25 protein-coding genes are annotated in these 24,677 nt (G+C 71.9%); 12 read left to right on the plus strand and 13 right to left on the minus strand.

Going from position 1 to position 24,677, the window contains the following annotated elements; translation table 11 throughout:
* Nucleotides 1–84 precede the first annotated feature (84 nt).
* Together ABT085_RS21885 and ABT085_RS21890 are read right to left on the minus strand one after the other, a co-directional pair.
* Nucleotides 85–312, minus strand: a complete 228-nt coding sequence (locus ABT085_RS21885; RefSeq protein ID WP_351610291.1) for a helix-turn-helix domain-containing protein — start codon at nucleotides 310–312, stop codon at nucleotides 85–87.
* Nucleotides 312–803, minus strand: a complete 492-nt coding sequence (locus tag ABT085_RS21890) for a DUF2975 domain-containing protein (protein WP_351610294.1) — start codon at nucleotides 801–803, stop codon at nucleotides 312–314. The genes ABT085_RS21885 and ABT085_RS21890 overlap by 1 nt, the downstream gene beginning before the upstream one ends.
* A gap of 245 nt (nucleotides 804–1,048) precedes the next feature.
* Here ABT085_RS21890 and ABT085_RS21895 point away from each other — a divergent pair, with 245 nt between their 5' ends.
* Nucleotides 1,049–1,333: a hypothetical protein gene (locus tag ABT085_RS21895; RefSeq protein WP_351610296.1), complete on the plus strand. Its 285-nt coding sequence runs from the start codon at nucleotides 1,049–1,051 to the stop codon at nucleotides 1,331–1,333.
* 212 nt (nucleotides 1,334–1,545) lie between these two features.
* Here the strand turns inward: ABT085_RS21895 and ABT085_RS21900 are convergent, their stop codons facing one another.
* Nucleotides 1,546–1,908, minus strand: coding sequence for a PRC-barrel domain-containing protein (locus tag ABT085_RS21900; protein WP_351610299.1), 363 nt, complete (start codon nucleotides 1,906–1,908; stop codon nucleotides 1,546–1,548).
* A 221-nt stretch (nucleotides 1,909–2,129) separates the two neighbouring features.
* Between ABT085_RS21900 and ABT085_RS21905 the strand changes: the two genes are divergently transcribed.
* Nucleotides 2,130–2,573: a hypothetical protein gene (locus tag ABT085_RS21905; RefSeq protein WP_351610307.1), complete on the plus strand. Its 444-nt coding sequence runs from the start codon at nucleotides 2,130–2,132 to the stop codon at nucleotides 2,571–2,573.
* Between the two features lie 38 nt (nucleotides 2,574–2,611).
* On the opposite strand, the gene ABT085_RS21910 is transcribed toward ABT085_RS21905, so the two are convergent.
* Nucleotides 2,612–2,908 carry a hypothetical protein gene (locus tag ABT085_RS21910; RefSeq protein ID WP_351610309.1) on the minus strand — a complete coding sequence of 99 codons (297 nt, stop codon included), beginning with the start codon at nucleotides 2,906–2,908 and terminating at the stop codon, nucleotides 2,612–2,614.
* A 92-nt stretch (nucleotides 2,909–3,000) separates the two neighbouring features.
* Between ABT085_RS21910 and ABT085_RS21915 the strand changes: the two genes are divergently transcribed.
* Nucleotides 3,001–3,156 carry a DUF6131 family protein gene (locus tag ABT085_RS21915; RefSeq protein WP_351610354.1) on the plus strand — a complete coding sequence of 52 codons (156 nt, stop codon included), beginning with the start codon at nucleotides 3,001–3,003 and terminating at the stop codon, nucleotides 3,154–3,156.
* A gap of 26 nt (nucleotides 3,157–3,182) precedes the next feature.
* Here the strand turns inward: ABT085_RS21915 and ABT085_RS21920 are convergent, their stop codons facing one another.
* A complete protein-coding gene (locus tag ABT085_RS21920; protein ID WP_351610311.1) occupies nucleotides 3,183–6,938 on the minus strand; it encodes a WD40 repeat domain-containing serine/threonine protein kinase in 3,756 nt (1,251 codons plus the stop codon).
* Between the two features lie 157 nt (nucleotides 6,939–7,095).
* On the opposite strand from ABT085_RS21920, the gene ABT085_RS21925 reads away from it, so the two are divergent.
* Entirely contained in the window at nucleotides 7,096–7,992 is an 897-nt protein-coding gene (locus tag ABT085_RS21925; protein WP_351610314.1) for an SCO6745 family protein, read from the plus strand.
* 116 nt (nucleotides 7,993–8,108) lie between these two features.
* Here ABT085_RS21925 and ABT085_RS21930 read toward each other — a convergent pair whose 3' ends face one another.
* Nucleotides 8,109–9,101, minus strand: a complete 993-nt coding sequence (locus tag ABT085_RS21930) for a L,D-transpeptidase (RefSeq protein ID WP_351610316.1) — start codon at nucleotides 9,099–9,101, stop codon at nucleotides 8,109–8,111.
* A 244-nt stretch (nucleotides 9,102–9,345) separates the two neighbouring features.
* Complete coding sequence (locus ABT085_RS21935; protein ID WP_351610319.1) at nucleotides 9,346–9,588, minus strand: DUF5302 domain-containing protein; 243 nt, start codon at nucleotides 9,586–9,588, stop codon at nucleotides 9,346–9,348.
* A 188-nt stretch (nucleotides 9,589–9,776) separates the two neighbouring features.
* Here ABT085_RS21935 and ABT085_RS21940 point away from each other — a divergent pair, with 188 nt between their 5' ends.
* Nucleotides 9,777–9,983, plus strand: coding sequence for a DUF5988 family protein (locus ABT085_RS21940; protein ID WP_351610321.1), 207 nt, complete (start codon nucleotides 9,777–9,779; stop codon nucleotides 9,981–9,983).
* Nucleotides 9,984–10,217: 234 nt separating this feature from the next.
* Here ABT085_RS21940 and ABT085_RS21945 read toward each other — a convergent pair whose 3' ends face one another.
* Nucleotides 10,218–11,003 carry an AraC family transcriptional regulator gene (locus ABT085_RS21945; protein WP_351610323.1) on the minus strand — a complete coding sequence of 262 codons (786 nt, stop codon included), beginning with the start codon at nucleotides 11,001–11,003 and terminating at the stop codon, nucleotides 10,218–10,220.
* Nucleotides 11,004–11,129: 126 nt separating this feature from the next.
* Between ABT085_RS21945 and ABT085_RS21950 the strand changes: the two genes are divergently transcribed.
* Entirely contained in the window at nucleotides 11,130–12,281 is a 1,152-nt protein-coding gene (locus ABT085_RS21950) for an MFS transporter (RefSeq protein ID WP_351610326.1), read from the plus strand.
* Between the two features lie 100 nt (nucleotides 12,282–12,381).
* Here ABT085_RS21950 and ABT085_RS21955 read toward each other — a convergent pair whose 3' ends face one another.
* Together ABT085_RS21955 and ABT085_RS21960 are read right to left on the minus strand one after the other, a co-directional pair.
* A complete protein-coding gene (locus ABT085_RS21955) occupies nucleotides 12,382–13,299 on the minus strand; it encodes a DMT family transporter (RefSeq protein ID WP_351610329.1) in 918 nt (305 codons plus the stop codon).
* A 7-nt stretch (nucleotides 13,300–13,306) separates the two neighbouring features.
* Nucleotides 13,307–14,155 carry an SDR family NAD(P)-dependent oxidoreductase gene (locus tag ABT085_RS21960; protein ID WP_502982774.1) on the minus strand — a complete coding sequence of 283 codons (849 nt, stop codon included), beginning with the start codon at nucleotides 14,153–14,155 and terminating at the stop codon, nucleotides 13,307–13,309.
* A gap of 415 nt (nucleotides 14,156–14,570) precedes the next feature.
* On the opposite strand from ABT085_RS21960, the gene ABT085_RS21965 reads away from it, so the two are divergent.
* Nucleotides 14,571–15,722 carry an MGDG synthase family glycosyltransferase gene (locus tag ABT085_RS21965; protein WP_502982775.1) on the plus strand — a complete coding sequence of 384 codons (1,152 nt, stop codon included), beginning with the start codon at nucleotides 14,571–14,573 and terminating at the stop codon, nucleotides 15,720–15,722.
* On the opposite strand, the gene ABT085_RS21970 is transcribed toward ABT085_RS21965, so the two are convergent.
* On the minus strand, nucleotides 15,714–16,508 hold the full coding sequence (locus tag ABT085_RS21970; RefSeq protein WP_351610334.1) for a polysaccharide deacetylase family protein: 795 nt from the start codon (nucleotides 16,506–16,508) through the stop codon (nucleotides 15,714–15,716). The genes ABT085_RS21965 and ABT085_RS21970 overlap by 9 nt on opposite strands.
* 243 nt (nucleotides 16,509–16,751) lie before the next feature.
* Here ABT085_RS21970 and ABT085_RS21975 point away from each other — a divergent pair, with 243 nt between their 5' ends.
* From ABT085_RS21975 to ABT085_RS21995, 5 genes are all read left to right on the plus strand, one after another.
* A complete protein-coding gene (locus ABT085_RS21975) occupies nucleotides 16,752–17,483 on the plus strand; it encodes a TetR/AcrR family transcriptional regulator (RefSeq protein ID WP_351610336.1) in 732 nt (243 codons plus the stop codon).
* A 374-nt stretch (nucleotides 17,484–17,857) separates the two neighbouring features.
* Nucleotides 17,858–18,481, plus strand: coding sequence for a lamin tail domain-containing protein (locus ABT085_RS21980; protein ID WP_351610339.1), 624 nt, complete (start codon nucleotides 17,858–17,860; stop codon nucleotides 18,479–18,481).
* 416 nt (nucleotides 18,482–18,897) lie between these two features.
* On the plus strand, nucleotides 18,898–21,645 hold the full coding sequence (locus ABT085_RS21985) for a winged helix-turn-helix domain-containing protein (protein WP_351610341.1): 2,748 nt from the start codon (nucleotides 18,898–18,900) through the stop codon (nucleotides 21,643–21,645).
* Nucleotides 21,646–21,779: 134 nt separating this feature from the next.
* On the plus strand, nucleotides 21,780–22,085 hold the full coding sequence (locus ABT085_RS21990) for a DUF8691 family protein (RefSeq protein WP_351610344.1): 306 nt from the start codon (nucleotides 21,780–21,782) through the stop codon (nucleotides 22,083–22,085).
* A gap of 1 nt (nucleotide 22,086) precedes the next feature.
* Nucleotides 22,087–22,821 carry a DUF4386 domain-containing protein gene (locus ABT085_RS21995; protein ID WP_351610346.1) on the plus strand — a complete coding sequence of 245 codons (735 nt, stop codon included), beginning with the start codon at nucleotides 22,087–22,089 and terminating at the stop codon, nucleotides 22,819–22,821.
* Between the two features lie 20 nt (nucleotides 22,822–22,841).
* Here the strand turns inward: ABT085_RS21995 and ABT085_RS22000 are convergent, their stop codons facing one another.
* On the minus strand, nucleotides 22,842–23,693 hold the full coding sequence (locus tag ABT085_RS22000) for a COG4705 family protein (protein ID WP_351610348.1): 852 nt from the start codon (nucleotides 23,691–23,693) through the stop codon (nucleotides 22,842–22,844).
* 305 nt (nucleotides 23,694–23,998) lie between these two features.
* Nucleotides 23,999–24,508 carry a hypothetical protein gene (locus tag ABT085_RS22005; protein ID WP_351610351.1) on the minus strand — a complete coding sequence of 170 codons (510 nt, stop codon included), beginning with the start codon at nucleotides 24,506–24,508 and terminating at the stop codon, nucleotides 23,999–24,001.
* Nucleotides 24,509–24,677 lie beyond the last annotated feature (169 nt).

The raw sequence follows: 24,677 nt of genomic DNA on the forward strand, positions 1-24,677 counted from the left end.
CGCGGGGTGCGACCCGAGGCCCGGGCCCTCGGTGCCGTGCTGTGTGAATCAGGACTCAATGAGGGAAAGCTCGACCCGAGTCCCTCAGCCGCCTACGGCGTCGGCGCCCTCGGTCTCCCAGCGCAGCAGGTCGCCGGGCTGGCACTCGAGCACCTCGCAGAGCGCGGCGAGGGTCGCGAAGCGCACCGCCTTGGCGCGGCCGTTCTTGAGGACCGCCAGGTTGGCGGGTGTGATCCCCACCCGGTCCGCGAGCTCGCCCACGGACATCTTCCGCCGGGCCAGCATCACGTCGATGTCGACGGCGATCGGCATCAGATCACCTCGTCCAACTCGGCCTGCATCCGTGTTGCCTCGACGTCGCGGGCGACGGCCTGGGCGAGCAGCATCCGCAGGACGAGCACGATGAGCGCGACCCCCAGGATGGCCAGGCCGATCCCGCCCATGATGACGGTGACGCCGGGGTCCTCCCGCTGCCCCGGCGCGTTGACGGCCGTGACCGCGAACCACAGGAGGGCGATCGCCACGATCGAGCCGATCACGGCGTCCACGTACCGGAAGGCGGCGTGGGAGAACACGGTTCCGCGTCGCACCATCGCCACCAGCCGCCAGACGCTGACCAGGGCGACCTGGGCCGACATCATGCCAAGGATCGTGATCACGCGAAACGCGGTCAGCGGTATCGACCCGTCCTCCGGGTCGTTCCCGCTGACCAACACCCACACCATCCCGGCCTGTACGAGCACGGTGCCGGCGAGCACCACCGCGAGCACGGCGCGCAGCGCCTGCACTGTCAGCTTTCCCATGACCCATCCTTCAATCGAGTTACGATGGGAATCTATCGAAACTCGATAGGTAGAGCAAGGTGCGCGTCGATGTCCCTACGTGGCGGACGTGCGTGGCGCCGCGTGTCAGGGCCGACGGCCGCCGTTCGGATCGCCCGCGGCGGCCTTCCGGGTGATTGCCGGGTGCCTCAGGAGCCCGGCCGGCCGTCGCGGGGGTACGAGGTCCAGGCAGAGGACGAACCCGGCACGCCGTGAGGAGCTTGGCGATGTACGCAGCAGTCCGGCGGTACGAAGGGGTGACCGATCCGGCCGAGGCCGCACGCCTGGTGGACGAGGGGTTCGTGCCGCTCATGCGCCAGGTTCCGGGCTTCGTGGCCTATTACTGGATCGACGCCGGGAACGGAGTGATGGTCTCGACCAGCGTCTTCCAGGACCGGTCCGGCGCCGACGAGTCGAACTCGCGGGCTGCGGACTTCGTACGGGACCACCTCGCGCCGCTGCTCCCCAACCCTCCCCGCGTCACGGCCGGCGAGGTCGTGGCCCACGCGTGACTGCCGGCCCGGGAAAGATCCCGGCCGGTGTGGGGGGAAGTCGCCCGGCCGGGAAGAGGCAGGGTGGTACGTCGGCCTGCTCCCTCGGGCGATCTTGAGCGGACGGTCGCGGCTTCGCTCGCGCTGCTCGGGCGCCTGTGGGGCCGTACGTGCGGACGTCTCTGGTCCCGGCACCCCGAGGGGCGCCGGGACCAGAGTGGTGCGTGGCGAGGTCAGGCGAAGGGGCCACCGTACGGAGTGCTGTAGTAGGCGCCCAGCTCGTCCCGGTATCCCGGGTCGCCGAGGTGCTTGTCCCGGTGGAACTCGGGAGCGTTCTTGATCTGCTCCTTGGTCAGGTCGACCAGGACCTTCTCCTCGTCGGGGTCGATGCTGACCACGGTGCTCGCGGGCAGCATGACCTCCTTGCCGAAGATCCATACGCCGGTGTCGACCACCAGGTAGGCGTCACCGACCTCGTCGGAGTGCTTGTCGACCTTCCCGATGCTGCCGTCGGTCGCCTCGACCTTGTAGCCCGTCAGGTCCGCACCCGCCAGACGGCCGGCGGTCGGCTGGTAGTTCCACACATGCTCAGTCACGCGAAAAACAACTCCTCCGGTCAATGGGGGACGGCACAGTGGTGGATCCTCCGTCCCGGCTGTCCGGCGGGTACCCCCGATGTCCGCTCCATACCGGACACCTGGGAATCGGGACGGCACGCGACGGCGGCGGGCCCGACGGCCGCCGACGGGTGAGTCCGGTGTACGCCGCACGGCCCATTCGGCCGCTGGGCAGGGCACCTCCCGGGCAGAGGACCACCATGGAGAACGATCGCGAGCTGGACCAGGACCACCAAGTGCCCCCCGGTGTCGACGAGAAGACGGTGCGCGCCCTGGGCGCGCTGTCGAAGGCACTGGAGACCACGGAGCGGGCCCGCGGCCATCTGTACGGATTCCACCAGCTGACCGGGACGGCGGACTTCGAACTGGACTACGCGGTCCGGCTCCTGCGCGAGGCGGGCCACGAGGAGCAGGCCGCACTGGTCGAGAGTGAACTCGTCGGCCGGAACGTCGTCCCGGGATGCTGGACCTTCCAGATCGTCGAGGCCTACAACTCCACCTACTACCGGCCCTTCGCCGCGATGGAACACCGGATCGTCGAGGAACTGGCGGAGGGCCGCGACCACCTCCTGGAGGCCCACTTCAAGACGGTCCGCCGCACCCCGGGCCACCCGGACCACACCGCAACGCCCCCGGGCTCCTGATGCGGTGGTCCGAGGGCGCAAGGGTGCTGCGGCTGCTGTCAGCCGACGGTGGAGGCCTTGTGGCGGGACAGGCGGGGTACCCGGCGGGTGTGTGAGGAGCGACGGGCCGAATGGCGGGCGCCGATCAGAACCAGGGCCAGGCCCAGGAAACCCACGGCTCCCACGATTATTCCGCTCAGAAAGAGGGACCCGGTCGAGGAAGTCGCGTGGTAGCCGAAAATCGAGAAGTCGCCGCCCGCTCCGAGACTGTGTCCGGCACCGATATTGCCGAAAACTCCCGTCAGCCCGACGACAGCGGCCAGAGCCAGAACGACGAGGCCAAGGATGAGAATCATGGAAACGCTCCTTTGATCTGCGACCTCACAGGTCGCGGGCCATCATCACCACCTACCCCTGTTGTGCAACGTCAAGCGGAATGCAGGACACCATGCTCATCCTCGGCATCATTCTCCTCGTCGTCGGATTCCTGACAGGAATATCGATCCTCTGGACGATCGGGGTCATTCTCCTGGTCGTGGGTGTCATTCTCTGGATTCTGGGAGCGGCCGGTCACGCCGTCGGCGGCCGCCGACATTATTGGTAGCCCCACCCAGGAGCCGGATTTCCCGCTCAGCGCCGGGCGCAGGTGTTCCGGAAGGGCAGACCGTCCGTGTAACGGGACCATTCCTGTGCGTCGAGACCCCGCCCGGCAAGGTCGCACGCCCGCTCGGCGGGGTGCGTGACGATGGCGGCGATCCGGCTCACGTCCCACACGACGCCCCGGCCGGCGGACACCTCGGCGCCCCACTCCGTGCCCGCCAGCCGACGGCCGTCCGGCGCGAACGCGAGCGCGGTGACCATCGAGCGGATGCCCGACAGCTTCGTGAGCCGGCGCGGCGCGGTGCGCTCCGTGGTGTCCCACAGGACGACCGCGCCCTCCCCGTCGCCCGTGGCGAGCATCGCGTCCGTCGGACTGAAGGCGAGGGCGCTGGTGCCGGAGGCGGTGGTGCTCGGCAGGGTCGCGAGCCGCCGGGGCCGTGCCCGGTCCGCGATGTCGTAGAGCACCACCCGCTGCTTCGCGCTCTCCGCGACGGCGACGGTGCGCCCGTCGGGGCTGACGGCCGACCCCTGCATGGATTCCGGGTCACCGTCGAAGGCGGCGAGCCGGCGCGGGTGTCCGGCTGAGGAGACGTCCCAGAGGAACGCCTCGGTGAAGTCCGTCAGCACGAGGGCGTGTCCGTCCGGGGTGAAGGTCAGGGAGTTCACGAGACTGTCGGGCAGGATCGCCAGCCGCCGCGGGGCGCGTGGGTCCGCGATGTCCCACAGCTCGGCCGAACGGTCGCCTTCCGTGCCTTCGCCGGTGGCGGTGGCGAGCACGTGTCCGTGCGGCTGGAACGCCACCGAGGAGACCACCCCCTTCAGGCCCGTCAGACGGGCGAGCCGCACGGGCCGCGTGGGATCGGAGGTGTCCCACAGCTGGGTGGCCCGGTCGCCCGTCCCCAGCGCCAGCAGGCGGCCGTCGGGGGAGCGCGCCGCGGACACGATCCAGGGCGTGCCGACGGCCAGGTCCGCCAGGTGCCGGGGCCGGGCCGGAACGCTCACGTCGCGCAGTTCCGCCGTCGGCGCGTCGTCCTGGTGCAAGAGGGCGAGGGTCTGCCCGGACGAGCCGAACACGATGGTCTTCACCTCGCCCCGCGGCTGCGCGAGAACGGTCGTGGCGTGGCCGGTGATCCGCGGTGTGCCGTCCCACAGCGCGGCCACCCCGCCGTCGCCGCCGGTGACGACGGTCTGGTCGTCGGGGCTGAAATCGACCGAACTCACGCCGGCACCGTGACCCGTGAACGTCACCACACGCTGCGGCTCCGCCGGCCTGGTGACGTCCCACAGGCACACCAGCCCGTCCCGCCCCGCCGTCGCCAGGGTCTCGCCGTCGTGGCTGAAGGCCACGTCGCGCACCGGTCCGGAGTGCACGGTGATCGAGGCGAGGGAGCTCTGGTCGCTCATGTCGAGGGCGCGCCGCAGGTCCCACAGCATCACGTCGCCGTTGTCGTAGGCGGTGGCGACCGTGTGCCCGTCGGGAGCGAAGGCCACGGACAGGACGGCGGCGAAGACGTTGCCGGGAAGGAACCCTTGGCGCAGGGGGCGTTCGGGTTGCGAGACGTCGTAGACGTAGGGAGCGTCCCCCTCCCCGTCGACGACGACGTGACGGCCGTCGGCGGAATAGGCGACGCCGTGCACGGGGCCGTCGCCACCGCCTTCGAGCCGTCCGAGTGGTTGCGGATCCGCGGGGTCGCCGATGTCCCACAGGCGGGCGTACCGCCCGTTCGTGCCGGCCAGCAGCGTCCGTCCGTCGGGGCTGACCGCCACGGACTCGACCCGGCCGTGACCGGGCAGGGTCGCCAGCCGGTGCGGCGTGGCGGGATGCCGGATGTCCCACAGCCGCACATCGCCGTCGTCGCCGCCGGTGGCCAGCAGCCGACCGTCCGGGCCGAACGACAGCGCCCGTATGCCACCGGACTTCGCGTCCGTACGGGAGATGCGTACCGGCCGTACCCGGTTCCCGACGTCCCACAGGACGAACGACCCGTCGGTGCCGCCGGTGGCGACGGTGCGGCCGTCCGCGCCGAACGCCACCTCGTCGACGGTGTCGCTCCGTCTCGCGGGGCGGGCAGGGGTGACGGATCCGGTGTGCCCGTCCAGGTAGAGGGCGTCGTGCCGTTGCATGAGGGCGTCGACCAGTCCGGAGCGGCTCTCCGGTGTCGGGTCGAGGGTCTGGGCGGCCACGCCGAGCCGTAACGCGGTGGTGAGGTCGGACTCCTGGAGGGACCCGGCACGGAACACGAGCCCCTTCGCCGTCGCCGCCCGGTGCTGCCGGTCGGCCAGCCGCTCCTCGTCGGCGGACTTCTGCCACAGCGCCGCGAACACCAGGGCCAGTACGACCAGCAGGCAGCCCGAGGCGAGCAGGGTCGTGCGGCGGCGGCGCAGGCGACGGGCGTCCGCGCTGCGGCTGGCGACGAGGAAGCGGCTCTCCAGCGGATTCGGCCGCAGCCAGCCGGGGGCGGTGGCGGCCCAGTCGAGGGCGTTGCGCAGGGCGGTGCCGCGGGCCAGGTCGTCGGGCCGACGCCGGTGCCGGTCCCAGGCGCGGGCGGCGTCCCCCAGCCGCCGGTGCAGACGCAGCCCCTCGCGGTCGGCCGCCACCCACTCCCGCAGCCGCGGCCAGGCCCGCAGCACCGCCGCGGCGGCCGGCCGGACCGTGGCCGCCTCGTGCAGCAGGACACCCGCGTCGGCGAACGCGGCGATCGTCTCCCGTACGGCCGCCTGCTCGCCCGAGGACCGCTCCGACAGCAGTTCGTCCTCGTCGGCGGCGCGTACGGTGTCATGGGATCCGTCCGGTGCGGTGCCCGGGACCACCAGCCGGAGCCAGACCTCACGGGCCGTGGCCCGGACCGCGGGCGGCAGGCCGTCGTAGGCGGCCGCGGCCGCCGCGCCCAGCGAGGGCACGGTCGCCCGCGCCGCCTCGCCGAAGCCGCGGACCAGGGCCGCGGCACCGGCACCGGCCCGCAGCGCCTGCTGGTCGTCGTAGCCGCCGCCGAGCAGCCGCAGCAGGACCGCGGCCGCCGTGGGCCGGTCCTCGGGCCGCTTGGCCAGCGCCTCCCGCACCAGGGACCGCAACGGCTCGGGCAGCACGCTCAGGTCGGGCTGGTGCTCCAGGGCTCGGACCACCACCTCCCCGAGGTTCGCACCCCGGAACGGTTCCCTTCCGGTGGCGGCGAACAGCACCACCGCCCCCCACGCGAACACATCCGCCGCGGTGTCCGCGCGCAGCCCCCGCAGCGTCTCGGGCGCGATGTAGCCGAAGGTGCCCATGACCTGGCCGGTCTCGGTCAGCGTCATCTCCGGGGTACGGGCGATACCGAAGTCGATGACCCGGGGCCCGTCCGGGCCGAGCAGCACATTGCCGGGCTTGAGATCCCGGTGCACGACTCCGGCCCGGTGAATCGCTGCCAGCGCGGTGACCACCCCCGTCGCCAGCCGTACGAGATCGTCGCCCTGGAGCGGGCCGGAGTCCCGCACCGCCCCTCTCAGGTCGGGTCCGGCGACGAACTCACTGACGATGTAGGGGCGTTCGGCGTCCGGATCGGCCTCCAGCACTCTCGCCGTGCAGAACGACGCCACCCGCTGCGACGCCGTCACCTCCTTGGCGAACCGGCGCCGGGCCGCCGGCCCCGAGGCGGCGTCCCAGTGCAGCACCTTCACCGCGACGCGCCGTCCGGCGGCGTCGTAGGCCTCGTAGACCACGCCCTGGCCGCCGGATCCCAGCCGGGCCGCCGTCCAGTACGCGCCCAGCCGCTGCGGGTCCGTCGGCATGAGGTTGTGGCGGCTCATACACCACTCTCCCGGAATGATCACAAGCACGGGACAGGCCGTCGCAGGCGCTGCGAGCCTCAGACGCGTGGGCACACCGGCACAGTTCCCTCAACACCGCGCAAACCGCTCGAAGGAGTTGTTCCGGCTGAACGCGGTTCAGGCGTAGAACGGTGGCATGACAACGCCAGCATCGATACCGGACCCCGCCGACGTCGCCCGTGACCTGTGGCGGCTGCTCGAACCGATCCACGCAGTCGTGTACTTCGCCCCGGAGCCGGTGGAGGAGTTCAGGGCGATGGGCTACCGCGGCTACTGGATGGGCTACTTCGCCGGCCGGGCCGCCCCGCTGGGCCCGGCAGGCGCCGACGTCGTGCACGCGCTGTTCTACAACTTCAGCTACGAGCGGGTGAGCCGGGCCCTGCCTGCGGCGTGGAGCTTCGCCCCGCCGGAAAAGGCCCTGCACGCGCGGCTACGGGGATCGGTGGCCGCGCTCGGCCGGGCGCTCGGGCCAGCGGCCGACGGCCCGGAGGTGGCACGGGCGGCACAGCTCGCGATGCGCGCCGCCCGGTCGGCACCTCTCGAAGGCCGGGCGCTCTTCGCCGCCAACCACTCCCTGCCGGTGCCCGAGGAACCCCTCGCCCAGCTGTGGCAGGCCGCGACGCTGCTCCGGGAACATCGCGGCGACGGCCATGTCGCGGCTCTGGCCGCCGCCGGGATCGGCGGCCGCGAATCGCACGTCCTGCAAGCCACCGCACGCGGGATCCCCCGCGAGGTCTACACGGTGGCCCGCGACTTCGACGAGGACGAGTGGACCGAGCGACGCGACACGCTGACCGCGAGGGGCTTGATCGAGGACGGGCGGCTGTCCCGGCGCGGACAACAGGTCACCGCCGAGGTCGAGGCACGCACCGACCGGCTGGCGGCGACCGCCTACGACGCGCTCGGCACCGAGGAGACCGGTGAACTCCTGCGGCTGCTGCGCCCGCTGACCCGCGCCGTGCTGCAAGAGGGCGACATCCCGCTCGACAACCCGATGGGACTCGACCTGCGCGAGGACTCCGGCCGGCCGTGACGTGGCGACGGCCGGCCGCGACATGACGGCGGCCGGCCGTGACGGGGCGGCGGTCGGGGCACGGGTGATCAGGAAGCACCGCGCGGGTGCGTCCGCCGTGCCCCCACGGCCGCGTCCTACAACGTGGCGGTGGTCTGCTGCCCGGACGCGCTGCCCACGAGCCACTGGTCCCACGGCAGGTTGAACGAGGCGTAGCCGTTGTCGGCCGAGGCCTTGGCGCGGGGCGAACCGGTGATGGTGATCGGGTCGCCCTGCTTGACCTGGCCGTAGAACCACTTGGCGTCCGACAGGGACAGGTGGACGCAGCCGTGCGAGCCGCGGGCACTGCCGCTGCCCGGGTTGGGGTCGCCGGTGGAGTAGTGCACGTACGTACCGGACTGGGTCAGGTGGACGTCCCAGGGCAGGGTCAGGTCGTAGTAGTTGGGGCTGCCCTTGTCGCAGCTGATGCCGACGCTGCAGGAGGTCATGTGGACCTTCTCCTGCTTGTCGATGACGGCCATCGTGCCGTTCCACGTCGGGTACTGGGCGCTGCCCGCGTTGATCGACAGGGTGCGCACCGGCTTGCCGTTCCTGGTCACCTTCATGGTGTGGCCGGTCACCGAGACGTCCGCGCGTACGTCGTCGCCGATGGTGAAGGAGTGCGTGTAGCTGCGTACGCCGTAGCGTCCGTTGCCGTTGCTCACACCCTTCATGTCGACGTCGATCTTCACCTTCGTACCGGAAGGCCAGTAGTTCTGCGGCCGCCAGTCGGCGCGCCGGTCGCCGAACCAGTGCCAGGCTCCGGCCACCGGCTGCGAGGCGCTCACCTGCATGTGCTTCTCCACCGTGGCCCGCGCCTTCGCCGCCACCGAGTTTGTGAAGATCACCGAGATCGGCATGGCCACACCGACCGTGGTGCCCGTCTGCGGGGTGATCGTCTCCAGCAGCATGGGCGGACCCGCGGGCTTCGTCGGCGACGCACTGGCACTGGCACTCGCGCGCGGTGTGCCCGATGCCTTCGCGTCGTCCCCGCCGGCCTTGTCGCTGCCGCCCCCACCGCAGGCACTCGTGCCCACCAGCACGGCAGCCGTGACGAGTGAGATGCCTATGCCGCTCCTACGCCGTCGCACGCCCTGTCTCGCTCTCTCTCGCTTCGGCCCTGACGGGCCCGACTCCCTCTCAGACAGCGAGTGCCCACGTTCCAGTTGCCATGCGTCATGTAAAGCGTGTCCCAAAAAAGCGGTGCGCCACCGGATCCAGGACAGTGGGACGAGAGGGGAGAGCCTCCGCGCCCGGCAGGAACCGGCGCGGCATCGCCCGCGATGGGTGCCGTGCCGGTTCCTGCGGGCCTGTACCGGTGGCCCGGTGCGGAACTCAGCCGCCGCTCTTGCGCCGGAACGAGCGCTGGCTCGCCGCCGGGCCGTGCGTGCCGCGTACCTTCGACGCCCCGGGGCTCGCGGCGAGTTCGGCGGCGTCCGACTGCTGGGCGCGCTTGCGCGCCAGGGCCTCGCGGAACTTGGCCTTCAGGTCGTACTGACCGTCGTCGTCGGGGGCCAGGGCAGGAGATTCGGTGTCGGCCGGCTCCGCACCCTCTTGGGATGGAGACTCTGTAGTCACGGGGACCTCCTGGGATCTGGCAGTGGAATGCACAGCTTGGCATGCCGGGACCCGGATGAGGCATCCGATTTCGGTACCGCGGGCGTACCGCGGGCGTACCGCGGGCGGCGGCCACGATTCGAAGGCGGCCGCGGGCACCTCGGCGCGTCGCGGGAGGCGCCGGTCGAACCTGCGGACAAAATCTGATCATGACCGATACCACGCAAGCAGTTCTTGAGGGCGGCCCCGACGGTCTCACGGAACGGATCGTCTCGGTTCCCGCGTCGGGGCTCGACATCAAGGTCCCGTTCAACGGGGGATACGAGCACTTCAGGGTCACGACGCGTCAGCAGAACACCGAGCACGGCAAGCTGCCCGTGTACGAGTGGTGGGAGCGTACGGAGCTCCCGGGGTAGGCGGGAGCCGGGCAGGTGCGATCGAGGCGCCGGCACGACTGCCTGCCCGCCTCGCTCTCGCCGCCGTGGCTCCCGAGGCCGAAGGCCATGGACTTCACCTCGAAGGTGTCCCGGTGACCGCCGGCGGCGAGCAGACCGGCGTACGCCTTCTCGCCGGGAGCGGACCACCGCGCCACCCAGGGCGTAGGGCTGCCGGGCCGTCACCGGACCCGGCCGGGACGGCCGACCCGGCTGTCATGCGGTCGTGCCGGCGGAGGGTGCCGGTGAGGCGTGCACGCCTGCGCGGTAGGCGCCGGGGGTGGTGCCCATGGTCTGGGCGAAGGTGTGGACGAACGCGCTGGTCGTCGCCCAGCCGCAGGCGTGCGCGGTGTCGGTGACCGAGGCGCCCTCGGCGAGCATGACCATCGCGTTGAAGACCCGGGCGCGGGTGCGCCACTGAGGGAAGGTCATGCCGAATTCGTCGCGGTACAGACGCGAGAGGGTGCGTTCACCTGTGTGTACGTGGTCGGCGAGCTCGGCGAGGGTGCAGGGCCGGCGCAGGTTCTCCTCGACCAGACGGCAGGCGTCGGCCAGTCGTCGGTCACGGGCGGAGGGCACGGCGACTGGCTGGGCGGTGACGCGGCGCAGCCGGTCGCGCAGCACCGCTTCCATGTGGCGGCCCTCGGTCCGCGTGAGGGCGGTGCCGGTGAGCGCGATGAGGAGTTCGCGTACGAGGGCGTCGACGGCGATGACCGTGGGGCGCTCGGTGTCGAGCAGGGCCGCCGTGCCCCGGGCGGGGAAGCCGATGGCGTGGAAGCGGCTCTGGCCGTAGAAGCGGTGTTCGTGCCAGGTGTTCGCCGGGATCCACAGGGCTCGGTCGTTGGAGGCGATCCAGGACCCGTGTTCCGTGGAGATGGCGAGGACTCCGGAGCTGACGTAGATCAGCTGGTGGTCGTCGTGGCGGTGCCGTTCGATCGTGTCGCCGCCGCCGTGGGCCTCGGTCTTGGTGGGCGCGACGGGCATGTGGCGGATCTTCGACATGGGTAGGCAGAATACGGGAAGCGCGCCTGAGGTGCCGTTGAGCATCTTGGAGCCGTGACAGCGATACAGGAAACACGCACGGCGCGTGAGGCCGGTGACCGGTCGGAGCAAGGACCCTGGCGCCGGATGCGGATCTGGGCCGGCGCCCATGCCGTCGACGACTTCTACCAGGGACTGGTGCCCGCCGCCGTCCCCTACTTCGTGCTGCAACGCGACTTCAGCTATGTCCAGGCCTCCGGGCTCGCCCTGGCCGCCACCCTGGGCAGCGCGCTGCCGCAGGTGCCGATCGGGCTGCTGGCCGACCGGTACCGGCTGCGGTGGATGTCGCCGCTGGGGATCAGCCTCGCGGGGATCGGGGCCGGCCTGTCGGGGCTCGCGCCCTCCTATCCGCTGGTGTTCGTGCTGCTGCTGATGGCCGGTTTCGGTATCGCGATGTTCCATCCGCCGGCGGGGCGGGACGCGCGCCGCGCGGCCGGAGGCAGTGCCACCGCGATGAGTTACTTCGCCGCGGGCGGCAGTGTGGGCTTCTTCGTGGGCCCGGCGCTGGTGACCCCGGCTCTGGACGGCCTCGGGGTCGGTGCGACAGTCCTGTTCATCCCTCCTGCCGTGCTCATGGGCTTCGTCCTGCTGCGTCACCACCAGCGCACGGCGGGCGCGGCGGTCAGGAAGGTACAGCGTCAGGGCGCGGACCGGCCGTGGCTGTTCGCGGCTCTCACCGCGGTCGAGGTCGTGCGCTCCACGATCTCGACCGGGCTGAACACGTTCATCTCGCTGTACTGGATCCGCCATCTGGAGGCGAGCAGCGGGCTGGGCGGCACGGCGCTGACGCTGGAACTCGGCGGTGGCGTGCTCGGCACGCTGCTCGGTGGCCGGCTGGCCGACCGGGTCGGCATGGTGCGCACCGTGCAGATCGGGAACGCGGCCATGCTGCCCGTCCTGTGGCTCATGCTGGTGTGCGACGACAAGTACGCGGCGCTGCCGCTGGCGTTGCTGGTGGGGCTCGTCTCCAACATCCCGTTCGCGGTGCTCATCAAGCTCGGCCAGGACTATCTGCCCAGCCGCCCCGGGACCGCGGCGGGTGTCACCCTCGGTCTCGCGGTCAGCGCCGGCGGACTGTTCATGCCGCTGCTGGGCATCGTCGCCACCCATCACGGCCCCCGAGGCGCCCTCATCGTGCTCGCCACCGTCCCGGTGCTGGCCGTGCTGCTCTCCACCGCCCTGCGGGAGCCCGCACACCAGGAACCCGAAGTCCTGGCCGCCCCGGCCGGGTCCACCTGATTCCCCTCCCGCAGGATCAGGCTGATCCGTCGTTGCTGCTGGTGCGCAGACCCGGCGGACCCGTACCGGGCCTTCGTGGGGTGCGGTGCCGTCGGTCCCCTCAGCGCGGCTGGTGGCGTTGTGCCGGGTGGGTATCCGAGGTGCCGTGGGGGACCGTGTCCCAGGCGGCGCCGACGGAGGGCGCGGCCGCCAGGCCGAAACTGCCCGCGCCGATGAGCAGGATGCCGATGATCTCGGGTACGAGGCGCGCACCGAGTTCGATGTGCTCCGCGAACAGCGCCCATCCCAGGGCGACGCTCGTGATGGCGTCACCCAGGGTGAGGGCGGGCTGCGACGCCGTCAGCGATCCGGCGCGGAAGGCGGCCTGCAGCAGCACGAAACTGACCAGACCGATGACGGCCGTCGCCCACAGCGACCAGTGGGTGAACACGCCTGCCGGCCCCTGGTCCCGCCGTCCCACGACCTCCTTGAGCAGCGCGGCGGTCATCGCGAACGACATCGCGGCCGCCAGGCCCAGCAGCGCAGCTCGCGGGCCGCCCCGCGTCGGACGGCTCGCCAGCACGAGGGCCACCACCACGGCGAGCACGACACCCCCGGCCGTCAGCCAGGAACCGTCGGATGCGGTCGTGCGCCCGGCGGAAGGGGAGGCCGCGGTGAGGAAGAGGGCCAGCCCGACTCCGAGAGAGGTGAACGCCGACCAGGTACGCAGATCAGGGCGGCGGTGGAACACCAGGCTGCCCACCACCAGCGTGAACAGGAGCTCACTGGCCAGCAGCGGCTGGACGACGGACAGGCTGCCCACGGCGAGGGCCCAGGCCTGGAACACGGTGGACAGGATCAGCAGACCGAAGCCGGCGAGCCAGTGCGGCCGTTGCAGCACGCGCGTCAGCCACCGCACGGCGTGCCGCGCACCGCCCCGGCTGTCGGACTCCTCGGCGGCGGCCCGGCGTTGCAGGACCGAGGCCGAGGCGTTGCACAGCGCCGCCAGCAGGGCGAGGACGACCGTGAGCGCTCCCACGGGCTCCTCATCCGAATCTGGCGGCGAGGCACCGGTACAGCCCCGGCGCCCCGCCCCGCACCCGGGCGGGCAGCCGGAGCCAGCCCGGCACGTACACCTCGTCGCGACCGCGTCGTACGGCGCTCCAGACCGCGTCGGCCACCCGCTCCGGGGCCACCGGCCGGGGCCGGGACCGCAGGTAGGGGACCCCGCGGCGGGCGAAGAAGGGAGTGTCCACCACACCCGGGATCACATGGCTGACGCCCACGCCGGTGGCGCGCAGTTCGTACCGCAAGGCGTCGGCGAAGACGCCGAGCGCGGCCTTGACCGCGGAGTACACGGCCTCTTCGCGTACGGCGACGCTGCCGGCCACGGAGCCGATCAGCACGATGCGTCCCGAGTTCGCCTGCGTCATGTGGGGCACGAACTGCCGTACGAGATGCAGGGTGGAGAGCAGGTCCACGGCGACGACCTCCTCGATGGCGGAACTGGGCATGGTCGTGAAGTCGCCCGCCCAGCCCACCCCGGCACAGGCCACCAGCAGGTCGGGCCTGCCGACCTGGTCGAGGACGAAGTCGCACAGGAGCCGGTCGGTGTGCGGGCGGGTGAGGTCCGCGGGGAAGGCCACGGCCGACGCCTGTGCGGCCACCCGGTTCAGCCGGGTGGGGTCGCGTCCGTTGAGGACCATGTGCCAGCCGCCCTCGGCGGCCAGCCGACGGGCGACGGCCGCACCGATACCGGAAGAGGCGCCTGTCACCAGGGCCGAGCCGCGCAAGCGGGTTGCCCGGTGCGTGGTGCGCGGGTGCGCTGCCGGGGCCGAGCCGGGCGCGGGCACAGCCGTGGCTGTCCCGTCTGTGTGGTGAGGGGCGTGAGACATGGGCGGACCTCGCTGCACTGGTGGACCGGACGAAGCTTCTTCGGCAGTGCCTCCTCGGAGCCGGTGCGAGGGCATCCAGGCCTCCGCTGCCGCCGCTCCCGCTCATGGACGTCCTTTCACCTTGGCACACCGGCATGGACAAAGCGGACTTCACCGGCGGTCGACGGACGGCCGGCAGCGGGTCCCGCCGGGCGCGGGCAGGCTCGTGACCTCGGCGATCGCCTCGGGCGAGGGGTGGCAGCGGCGCCGCATGTTCTTGGACTCGCGGCACCGAGACCGCGCCCTGCGCACCGGCAGGCTGGCCGCTGCGTCACCGGGGGGTGAGAATGAAATGCCGGTACCCGTGCGGGACCGGCTCGTGCCTGTCGCCCGCCGACGGAACCTAAAGTCCAGTGCGGCCGAATTTCGAGGATTCATGGCTGTTCACCCGTCCGCTCGCCATGAGGCGGCCTCGGCGCCGGAAGCCGAACGGGTGCTGCTGGTCAGCGCCGGCATGGGAGCCGGGCACGACAGTGTGGCGGCCGAGCTCGCCCGTCGCGTCCGTGCCGAGGGAAAGCAGGCGCACGTCGTCGACGTGCTCGCGCTGCTGCCCTGCGGTCTGGGGGCGGGACTGCGCGGGTTCTACGGGGCCTGCGTCCGAGGCGCCCCGTGGGCCTACGAGGGCATCTACGAGCTGTTCTTCAGGCTCGGCGCCGGCCGTCGCCCGGCCGGCACCCCCCTGGCCCGGCTCGCCGCCGACGCCTTCATGACATCCGTGCGCCGGTCGCGCCCCGACGTGGTGGTACCGGTCTTCCATCTGGCGGCACAGCTGACGGGGGAGCTGAGGGCCGCCGGTGTGCTGCGCGTGCCCAGCACCGTGATGATCGTCGACTTCGCGGTGCACCGGCAGTGGCTGCATCCCGGCAACGATCTCCATCTGTGCGTCTCGGACGACGGCGCCCGCCAGGTGCGCCGGTGGCTGGGCGGAGCGGCGGAGACGGTCGGCCCGGTGGTGGACCCGCGCTTCTTCGGTGACGCAGGAGACACAGAGGCGCCCACCTGGCGCGAACATCTGGCGAGCCGTGGGGCCGGGCGCCCCGCGGTGCTGGTGTCGGCCGGCGCCTGGGGCGTCGGCTCACATCTGCCCGACACGGCTCGGCTGCTCGCCGCGCGAGGTTTCCTGCCGGTCGTGCTCAGCGGACGCAATGAGCGGTTGCGCCGGGCGCTGTCCCGTACACCGGGTGTGCTCGCGCCCGGCTGGGTGACGGACATGCCCCGGCTGTTGCGGGCCTGCGCCGCGCTGGTGGACAACGCCGCCGGGCAGACCGCCGTCCAGGCGCTGGCGGCCGGTGTGCCCGTGGTCGGGTACCGGCCGCTGCCCGGGCACGGGGCGGAAGGGGTACGGCGGATGGCCGCCCTCGGGCTGTGCGACTTCGCGGCCGACGCTACCGGCCTGCTCGGGTCGCTCGACCGCCTGACCGCACCGGGCCCGGAGCGGGATCGACGCATCGCGGCGGGAAGGGCGGTGTTCCGGGACGACCTGCTCGCGCGAGTGATCGCCCGGCCGGGTCGACGGTGTTCACCCTGAGCCCCGGCCGGAAATCCCGGCGGCGGCACCGCGGCTGCGTCCCACCGGGCAGTGCTCGGCGAGCGGTCCCACCGCCAGCCCCGCCGCGTGACAGCCGTTCACGATGTCCGGGAGCGCCGCCAGGGTGGAGCGCCAGCAGTCCGGCGCCGCGACGCGGTCGGAATCGTGCAGGAGGACCGTGCCGCCGGCCCGTAGATCGGCGCCGACCCGCGCCCGTACCGAGACGGCAGTGGCGTCCTCCGTCCAGTCCTTCCCCCAGGCGCTCCACAGGACCGTTCGCAGCCCCGCCCGGTGCGCGGCCGCCCAGCGTCCGGAGGTCAGGATCCCGAAGGGCGGGCGGTACCAGCGCGGGCGTTGCCCCGCGAGGCCGTACAACGCCTCCACGGAGAGCATGACCTCGCGTCGGTCGCGGGCGGGCGACGGCAGCCAGGGGCGGTCGTGCGTCCAGCCGTGGACGGCGAGCTCGTGGCCGCGCCCGGCCATCTCGCGGACGAGCGCCGGATACCGCACCGCGCTCTCGCCCAGCAGGAAGAAGGTGGCCCGGACACCGAGGTCGTCCAGGGCATCCAGGAACCACGGGGTGGAGCCGGGGTCGGGTCCGTCGTCGAAGGTCAGGGCGATGTGGTTCGGGCGGCCGAGGCCGGCCAGTCCGGGGAAGAACCGGTGCCGCAGCCCGGGGAGCCAGGTGGCGGCAGGTCCGATGTGGGCCGCGGCCACGGTCATGAGGGGGAGCAGCACGCCCGTGGACATGCCGCGCACGGGCGGGGGGCGGGTCGGCCGGGTCATCGACGACGTACCTCCTCGAACGGCTGCGGACCGGCGGCGCTCGACCGGCACGGCCGCAGCATGGGTCCCCCGCACGCGGAGCGGCTTGCCTGCGGCGGGGACGGTCCTGACGGTCCCGAGGTAACCAGCCCGCCCGTCGCCAAACCACGGCTCTGGACTTTTTAGGTCAATCAAGTTGTCATAAGAATCCGCGGGAAGGTCGCAGGAAGACCTGCCGCACGTCCCCCAGAGATCGGAGCCCGGGTGAGCACCTTCGACGGCACGGACGACGTGGCCCCCGCCGACCGGCTCGCGGCCGGACGGCGGCGCCGCACGACGCGGACGGGCACCGTGCTCAGCCAGGAACTGATCGTGCAGACGGCGATCCGCCTGCTGGAGCAGCCGGGCAACGACGCGCTGAGCGTGCGGCGTCTGGGCATCGCCCTGGGGGCCGACCCCTCCGCGCTGTACCGCTATTTCCGCAGCACCGACGATCTCGTCCTCGCGGTCGCGGACGAACTGATCGGGATGAGCCTCAAGGATGTGCGGATCACCGGCGACTGGCGCGTGGACCTGCGCCGTATCGGTACGGACCTGCACCGCACGTACACCGCCCATCCCCAGGTCGCGGTGCTGACGGCCTCCCGTGTCACCCGCCGTCCCAACGAGATACGAGGGGTCGAGATCGGTCTGGGCATCCTGCGCGACGCCGGCTTCGGACCGGAGGACGCGGCCCGGTACTACCACCGGTTCATCGACTTCGCGCTGGGCTTCGCCGCCATCGACGCGGCCGCCCACGCGCTCCCCACGGAGGCCGGTGCGGCCGACCGCGCGGCCTGGCAGGGGACGTACGCCTGTCTGCCCCCCGACCGGTATCCCCGCATCGCCGAATCCGCGCACACCCTGGCGCGGACCATGAGCACCAGCGCCTACCCGGGTGCGCTGGAGGTCTTCCTCGACGGAGTCCAGGCCGCACTGGACCGGCTCGGCCGGTGAGGGTGCGCGGCCGCCTCGCCCGGGGTCACGTCACGGTGAGCGGAAGGCCGTTACTCACTTTCGGGTGACGGCCTGCTCGGTCCCGGCACGGCGCGGGGCGGCGGTCGATCGGCGTTCCCCAACGCCTGCACGGGACGGGCGGCCTGACGGGGTGCCAGGGACGAACACCCGGAACATACATGGGTAATGCATCCAAGAGTCACGGAAATGTGGTCAACGTGTAACAGCAGCCGGTTTTCCGTCCGAAGGCGGTGCATTACGGACAGAGTGTGCGTGCGGCTGCAAAAGGGGCCGCGACCTCGTACATCGCGCCGGTGCCCCGGCGGCCCGCACGGCCGCTCACGGGCCGGCGCCCGCACCGTCAGGGGGACTTCATGTCCACTTCTGTCTCTGTCACCGCCCGCTGGATCTCTCCTCGCCGTCTGGCCGCCGCCGCGCTGGCGGCGGGCGCCATGGTGGGTGTGGCGGCGCTGCCGGCGTCCGCGGCCGGAATGGTCCGGCACGAGCCGCTGGTGGAGATCACGGCCGTGCAGGCCGATTCCCCCGGGCGTGACGTGCGTTCCGACCGCTCGCTGAACAAGGAATGGGTCGAGCTGACCAACAGCACGCGCCGGACCGTCAACCTCGACGGCTGGACCCTGCGCGACAACGTCGGCCGTACCTACGTCTTCCACCACTACCGTCTCGGCGGTCGCGACACGGTCCGTATCCACACCGGTCAGGGCCGTGACACCCGCACCGACCTGTACCAGGACCGCCGCGACCACGCCTGGGACAACTACCGCGGCACCATCACCCTGCGCGACGACCGCGGCCGCTTCGTCGACGACGAGTCCTGGGGCCGCTACCGCCACCACGGCGACTACCGCCACGACGGCGACTACCGTCACGGCGACTACCGCCACCACGGAGACGACCGTCGTCACGGTGACCACCGCGGACACGGTGACGACCACCGTCACGGCGACCACCGCGGACACGGGAACGACCGTCGCTGACCCCGCGCACCGCACACCGCGTCCGGTCGGCTGAACACGCCGGCCGGGCACGGCGATGAGGACACAACGGCGTGTCGGGTCCCCGCAGGGGCCCGGCGCGCCGCCGCCGTCCGGCCGGGCCGCAGGCCGGGCAGCGGTGAGGCTCCCTCGCCGACCTGGGCTGTTCACGTCTCACCTGCTAGTATCGATCTTGAGCTGGTCGGCGGAAGGCGCGCCGGTCCGCGATGCGTTGGTGGTCCAAGGAAAGACGTCCCGCTTCCTGCGGGGAAATGCAGGTGCAAGGCCTGCCCGGCGCTCTGTGAAGACCCTGTCCCGTGTTCCGCGGGGCGGGGTCTTCTGCTGTCGGCGGTGGGCCGCCAGGGCGGGATGCCGTACTTTCGTGTGCACCGGCTCGAACACGCGGGAGGGGACCTCTTGTGGCAAGCCCCCTGATCGAGACCAAGCTGTACCGCCCCCGGATACGGCAGGGCGTGGTGGCGCGCCCCCGCCTGGGCGAACTCCTCAGCCGAGGGTCGAAGTCGAGGATGACCCTTGTGTCGGCCCCGGCCGGCTTCGGGAAGACCACGGCGGTCGCCGAGTGGCTGGCGGGCGCAGCCGTCGGCCGGCGGAGCGCTGCCTGGCTGTCACTCGACGCCCGCGACAGCCAACCCGCTTCGTTCTGGACCTACTTGGTCACCGCCCTCCAGCGCGCCGCGCCCGGTGTGGGCGCCGGCGCGCTGCCGCTGTTGCAGTCGGCCCCGACGTCGGTCGAGACCGTCCTGGCCACCGTGCTCAACGAACTCGGTGCCCTGAGCGACCCGCTCGATCTGATCCTCGACGACTACCATCTCGCCGACACTCCGGACATCCGGACGGGCATGACGTTCCTGCTCGAACACCTCCCGCCGCAGGTGCACCTGGTGATCTGCACCCGCGCCGACCCGGCGCTGCCGCTCGCCCGGCTTCGAGCCCGCGGCGAACTGGTCGAACTGCGCGCCGCCGACCTCCGCTTCACCGCCGACGAGACGGCGGCCTACCTCGACGAGGCCGTCGGGCTGAAACTGATCGCCGCGGACGTCGAGGCGCTGGAGCAGCGTACCGAGGGCTGGATCGCCGCGCTGAAGCTGGCGGCGCTCTCGCTCCGCGGACGCGAGGACGTCTCCGATTTCGTGGCGGGCTTCGCGGGTGACGACCGTTATGTCGTCGACTACTTGGTCGAAGAGGTCCTCGGACGCCAGAGCGACGACGTGCGCGACTTCCTGCTCCGGACGTCCGTCCTCAACCGCCTGCACGGCCCGCTGTGCGACGCCGTCACCGGACGTCAGGACGGCAGGGCCATGCTCGAAGTCCTCGACCGGGCCAATCTGTTCGTCGACAGACTCGACGACAGGCGCCGCTGGTACCGCTATCACCATCTCTTCGCGGACGTCCTGCGCACACATCTGGCCGACGAACGGCCCGACGAGGTCGCGAGCCTGCACCGCCGGGCCGGCCAGTGGTACGCCGACGCAGGCGAGCCGGTGCCCGCGGTCGGCCACGCACTCGAGGCGGGAGACGTCGACCGGGCAGCCGACCTCGTCGAACGCGCGATCCCCGCGTTGCAGCGCGACCGGCAGGAAGCCACCATCTGCGGCTGGATCAAGGATCTCCCGGACGACGTCGTGCGCGTGCGCCCGGTGCTCGCCGTGGGTCTGGTCGGCGCGCTCATGACGCGCGGCGAGTTCGAGGGGGTCGAGGACCGTCTGGACGGCGCCGAGCGGCTGCTCGACGACTGCGGACGGGCAGGCCCGGCGGCCGAACCGGTCGTTGGTGACCGGAGTGCGCTGGCCCGGCTGCCCGGCGCGATCGAGATGTACCGCTCGGCCCTTTCCCTGGCGCGAGGCGACTCGTCCGCGACCCTGCTCCACGCACGGCGGGCCATCGACCGGGCGGCCGCGGACGACCACGTGATCCGGGCCGCGGCGGCGGCCCTGTCGGGGCTCGCCAGTTGGGGCAGCGGCGACCTGGACGCCGCCCACGCGTCCTACTCCGCCGCCGTCGAGGGCCTGCTGCGGGCCGGGTATGTCGCGGACGTGCTGGGCTGCTCCATCACGCTGGCCGACATCCGCATCACTCAGGGCCGGCTGACCGACGCGCAACGCACCTACGAACGGGCCCTGCGGCTGGCCGCCGAGGCACCGGACACCCTGCGCGGCAGCTCGGACATGTATGTCGGGCTGTGCCAGATCGCCTGGGAACGCGGAGACGCGGCGGCCGCGACCGGACATCTGCAACGAGCGCGGGAACTCGGTGAGCTCGCCGGACTGCCGCAGCACCCCTACCGGTGGAGGGTCGCTCAGGCCCGGATCCTGGACGCCGAGGGCGATCAGGCCGGCGCCCTGGACCTGCTGGAGGAAGCGGAGCGCGTCTACACCGGTGACCTCTCCCCGGACGTACGACCGGTCCCGGCCACCCGGGTACGGCTGCTGCTCACCCACGGCGACCTGGGCGAGGCCCGTGACTGGGCCCGCCGGCAGGGCCTGACCACGGACGACGAGCTGTCGTACGTACGCGAGTACGAGCACATCACCCTGGCCCGCATCCTGCTCGCCGCCCACACGGCGGAGCCTTCCGGATCCGCGCTCGGCACCGCCGCCCCCTTCCTCCAGCGGCTCCTGACGGCCGCCGAGGCCGGCGGACGCAGCGCCGCCGTCATCGAGATCCTCGTACTGCTGGCACGGGTCCATGACGCCCACGGCGACTCCGCCGCCGCCCTCGCCGCCCTGGAGCGGGCCCTGACCCTGGCCGAACCGCAAGGCCATGTCCGCGTCTTCGCCGACGACGGACCGCCGCTGACCGCACTGCTCACCACTGTCGTGCGGCAGCGGCCCGGCTGGGCGTACCCGCGCCGGCTCCTGGAGGCGGCCCACCGGACCGGTGGCGCCACCGGCGAGGCGACGGGTACGACGTCCGCGGCCACGCGGCACGCGCTCGTCGAGCCGTTGAGCGAGCGCGAGTCGGAGGTGCTGCGACTGCTCGCTGGTGAGCTCGCCGGCCCGGACATCGCCCGCCGGCTCCATGTGTCCCTGAACACCCTGCGCACGCACACCAGGCACATCTACACCAAGCTCGGGGTCAACAGCCGGCGGGAAGCGGTCCGGGTGGCCGCGCGCCTCGACCTCATCCCCCGCGCACCCGGCCGCTGAAAGGCCGGAGAAGGGCCTCCGGAAGACCCGGCCGCGCCATCACCACCACGGTCACCACATCTGGTGACGACCGCTCACCACACTGCTTGAGACCTTGCAGTCGGCTTCCTGACCCGCAAGGCCCGAGGAGCGTCATGAGCACTCCCACGACCGGTCCTCAGGACCGTCGTCCCAGCTGGTACGAGATCCGCCTGCAGGGCCGTCTCGACCCCCGCTGGGCGACCCGGTTCGACGGCATGACCCTCACGACCGACAGCGACGGGACAACCCTTCTCCAGGGTCCCGTCGTGGACCAGGCGGCACTGCACGGCCTGCTGCACAGGCTGCGTGACACCGGCCTCCCGATGGTCTCGGTCGCCCGGGTGGAGACGGGCCCACGGGAGGACGACCCGACGACGCGCCCACCCCGCACATCCGCGAACCCAGAACCCGGAGACTGACATGACCAGCACCCTGCCGACGGCCCCTGCCGCACACGCACGGACCGAGCGGACGAGGAACCACGCCCGCGCGGCCGGAGCGTTCTACCTGATCACCTTCGTGGCATCCATCCCCGCACTCCTGCTGATCGCCCCCGTCCTGGACCACGCCGACTACATCACCGGCGCAGGCGACGACACCCGTGTGCTGTGGGGGTGTCTGCTCGACCTGATCAGCGCCCTGGCCTGCATCGGCACCGCCGTCGCGGTCTTCCCCGTCGTCAAACGGGCCGGCGAGGCACTGGCCCTGGGCTTTGTCACATCACGCCTGGTCGAGGCCGCCGTCATCCTGATCGGCGTGGTGAGCCTGCTGTCCGTGATCACCCTGCGCCAGGACCTGACCGGCGCGACCGGTCAGGACGCGGCGACACTGGTCACCACCGGGAGGGCGCTGGTGGCCGTCCGCGACTGGACCTTCCTGCTCGGCCCCGGCTTCATGGCCTGCATCAACGCCCTGCTGTTCGGCACGCTGCTGTACCGTTCCCGGCTGGTGCCACGCCTCATTCCCGTCCTGGGCTTCATCGGAGCCCCGGTGCTCCTGACGTCCGGCATCGCGACCTTCTTCGGCCACAACGACCAGCTCTCCACCTGGTCGTTCCTCGCGGCCCTGCCCATCGCCGCCTGGGAACTGGCTGTCGGCACCTACATGCTCGTCAAGGGCTTCAGGCCCGCGGTTCCCACCGCCGAGCAAGCCTGAACAGCGCGCGGCTGCGTCGGCTACGAGGCGGCAGCCGCGCGTTCCCGGACGAGCGCGTAGGCCATGAGGCCGAGCAGGACCGCCAGCAGGACGGCCGAGGAGCCGGCGGTGCCCAGGTCCAGCCCACCCTTGGCGGCCGGCTTGGTGAGGAGGTCGCCCGCCGTCGCGCCGAGCGGGCGGGTGAGGACGAACGCGAGCCAGAACAGGAGCACGTTCGGCACCACGGGCACCTTCATCAGCGCCACCAGGACGGCGAGCGCCCCGGTCACCAGCAGCGCGCCGCCGGCATAGCCGAGGCCGGAGCTGTCCGAGAGGAAGTCGCCCATCGAGGTGCCCAGCGTGTTGGAGACGAGGATCGCCGACCAGAACAGGGCCTCCCCGCGGAACGTGACGATGTCGCGGATCTGGAAGGTCATCCCGCTCAGCCGCCAGATCGCGAAGATGACCACCAGGACCGACAGCAGGATCGCCGCGCCGGACGGGTAGCCGAGGCCCAGGCCCTGCGGTCCCCAGCCAAGTGAAGTGGCGCCCACGGAGAGATACTTGGAGCTGGCGTCGCGGTTCATGAAGTCGGACATGGTGGTGCCGGCCATGCTGGTCGACAGGATCACCGTCCAGTAGAAGAACGGGTTGTAGCGGCTGGAGCGGAGCTGGACGACCAGCGTCACCACGAAGATCAGGAACAGGGCGACCGTCGTGAGGAAGTAGCCGAGTTTCAGGGTCTGGGAGAAGAGGTCTCCGGCGGTCTCGCCCAGCGTCGTCGCGGCGACCTTCATGATCCAGAACGCGAGGGTGACTTCGGGCAGTTTCTTCATCACCGAGGCGGTCGGACCCGCGACATCGAGGTCGGTGAGGACTTTCGGCTGCTGCAAGGTGGGGGGCTCCTTGTGTGTCGTACGGCAGGGCGCTCGCCCCGCGCTGGGGGTGCGCCCTGCCACGTGAGCGACCGTGCCGAGACGATCGCGATCGACGACCGTCGCAGCGCCGGCCTGAACACATCCTGAACGTCTGCCCCGTGCCAGTTCAGGCGGCGTGGCGCACAGGGTGCCGGGACGGCGCCACGCCGTTCGGCGGCATCGCCGGACGCACGACAGGGCCGCGGCGATGGCGAAGGCGTACGACGGGTCGGTGACCGGCGCGACCACCGGCCTCGCCGTCGAGCGCGGAGAGCCTGACCTCAGGCGTCGGGACCGGATTCGGGGAGGTCGGCGGAGATGCTGTCGATGCTGCCGTCCGAGAGGACCGTCGTGTGGACGTGGACGGGCCGGATCGGGTTGGGCGGGACGAACGACCCCGGCGGGGAGATCTTCAGGAAGCGCGGGAAGACGTTCAGCGGGCTGATCGGGTCGGGCGGCCAGGCGACGATGCTGCGGTCGCTGCCGACGAAGCGGTAGTGGCCGCCGGTACTGCGTCCGATGCCGGTGGTGTTGCGCAGCTGACTGGTGATGGTGGCGGTCCCGCCGCCGCCCGCGTTGGCCACCGTGAGGACGGTGATGCGGATACGTCCGCTGATGTCGACCGGCTCCGGAGTGGTCTGCAGGGTGCCGTTCAGGGCGAGCTCAACGGTGCGCTGGTGGATGACCCGGGCGGAGGTGGAGGCGGAAGCCGTCGCCGTCGGGACCGTCAGCCCGAGCAGGGCGACGAGCAGGAAGATCTTGCCGAGGGCACGCCGAGAGTGGCCGCGCATGAGTGCTCCAATCAGTGAGGCGGGACCGTATGACCGCCCCCTCCCGCCGGACGGGTCCAGCCTGACCAGGCAGGCGGGCCGATGTCCCGCCGGACCGGGCGGACGGGTGATCCCGACACCGGCGTGCCGCAGCCCGGGGGCCGAGCTCGGCCCGCCGTCCTGTGCGGAC

It is taken from the genome of Streptomyces sp. NPDC002265 (assembly GCF_040296125.1).
GTDB lineage: Bacteria > Actinomycetota > Actinomycetes > Streptomycetales > Streptomycetaceae > Streptomyces.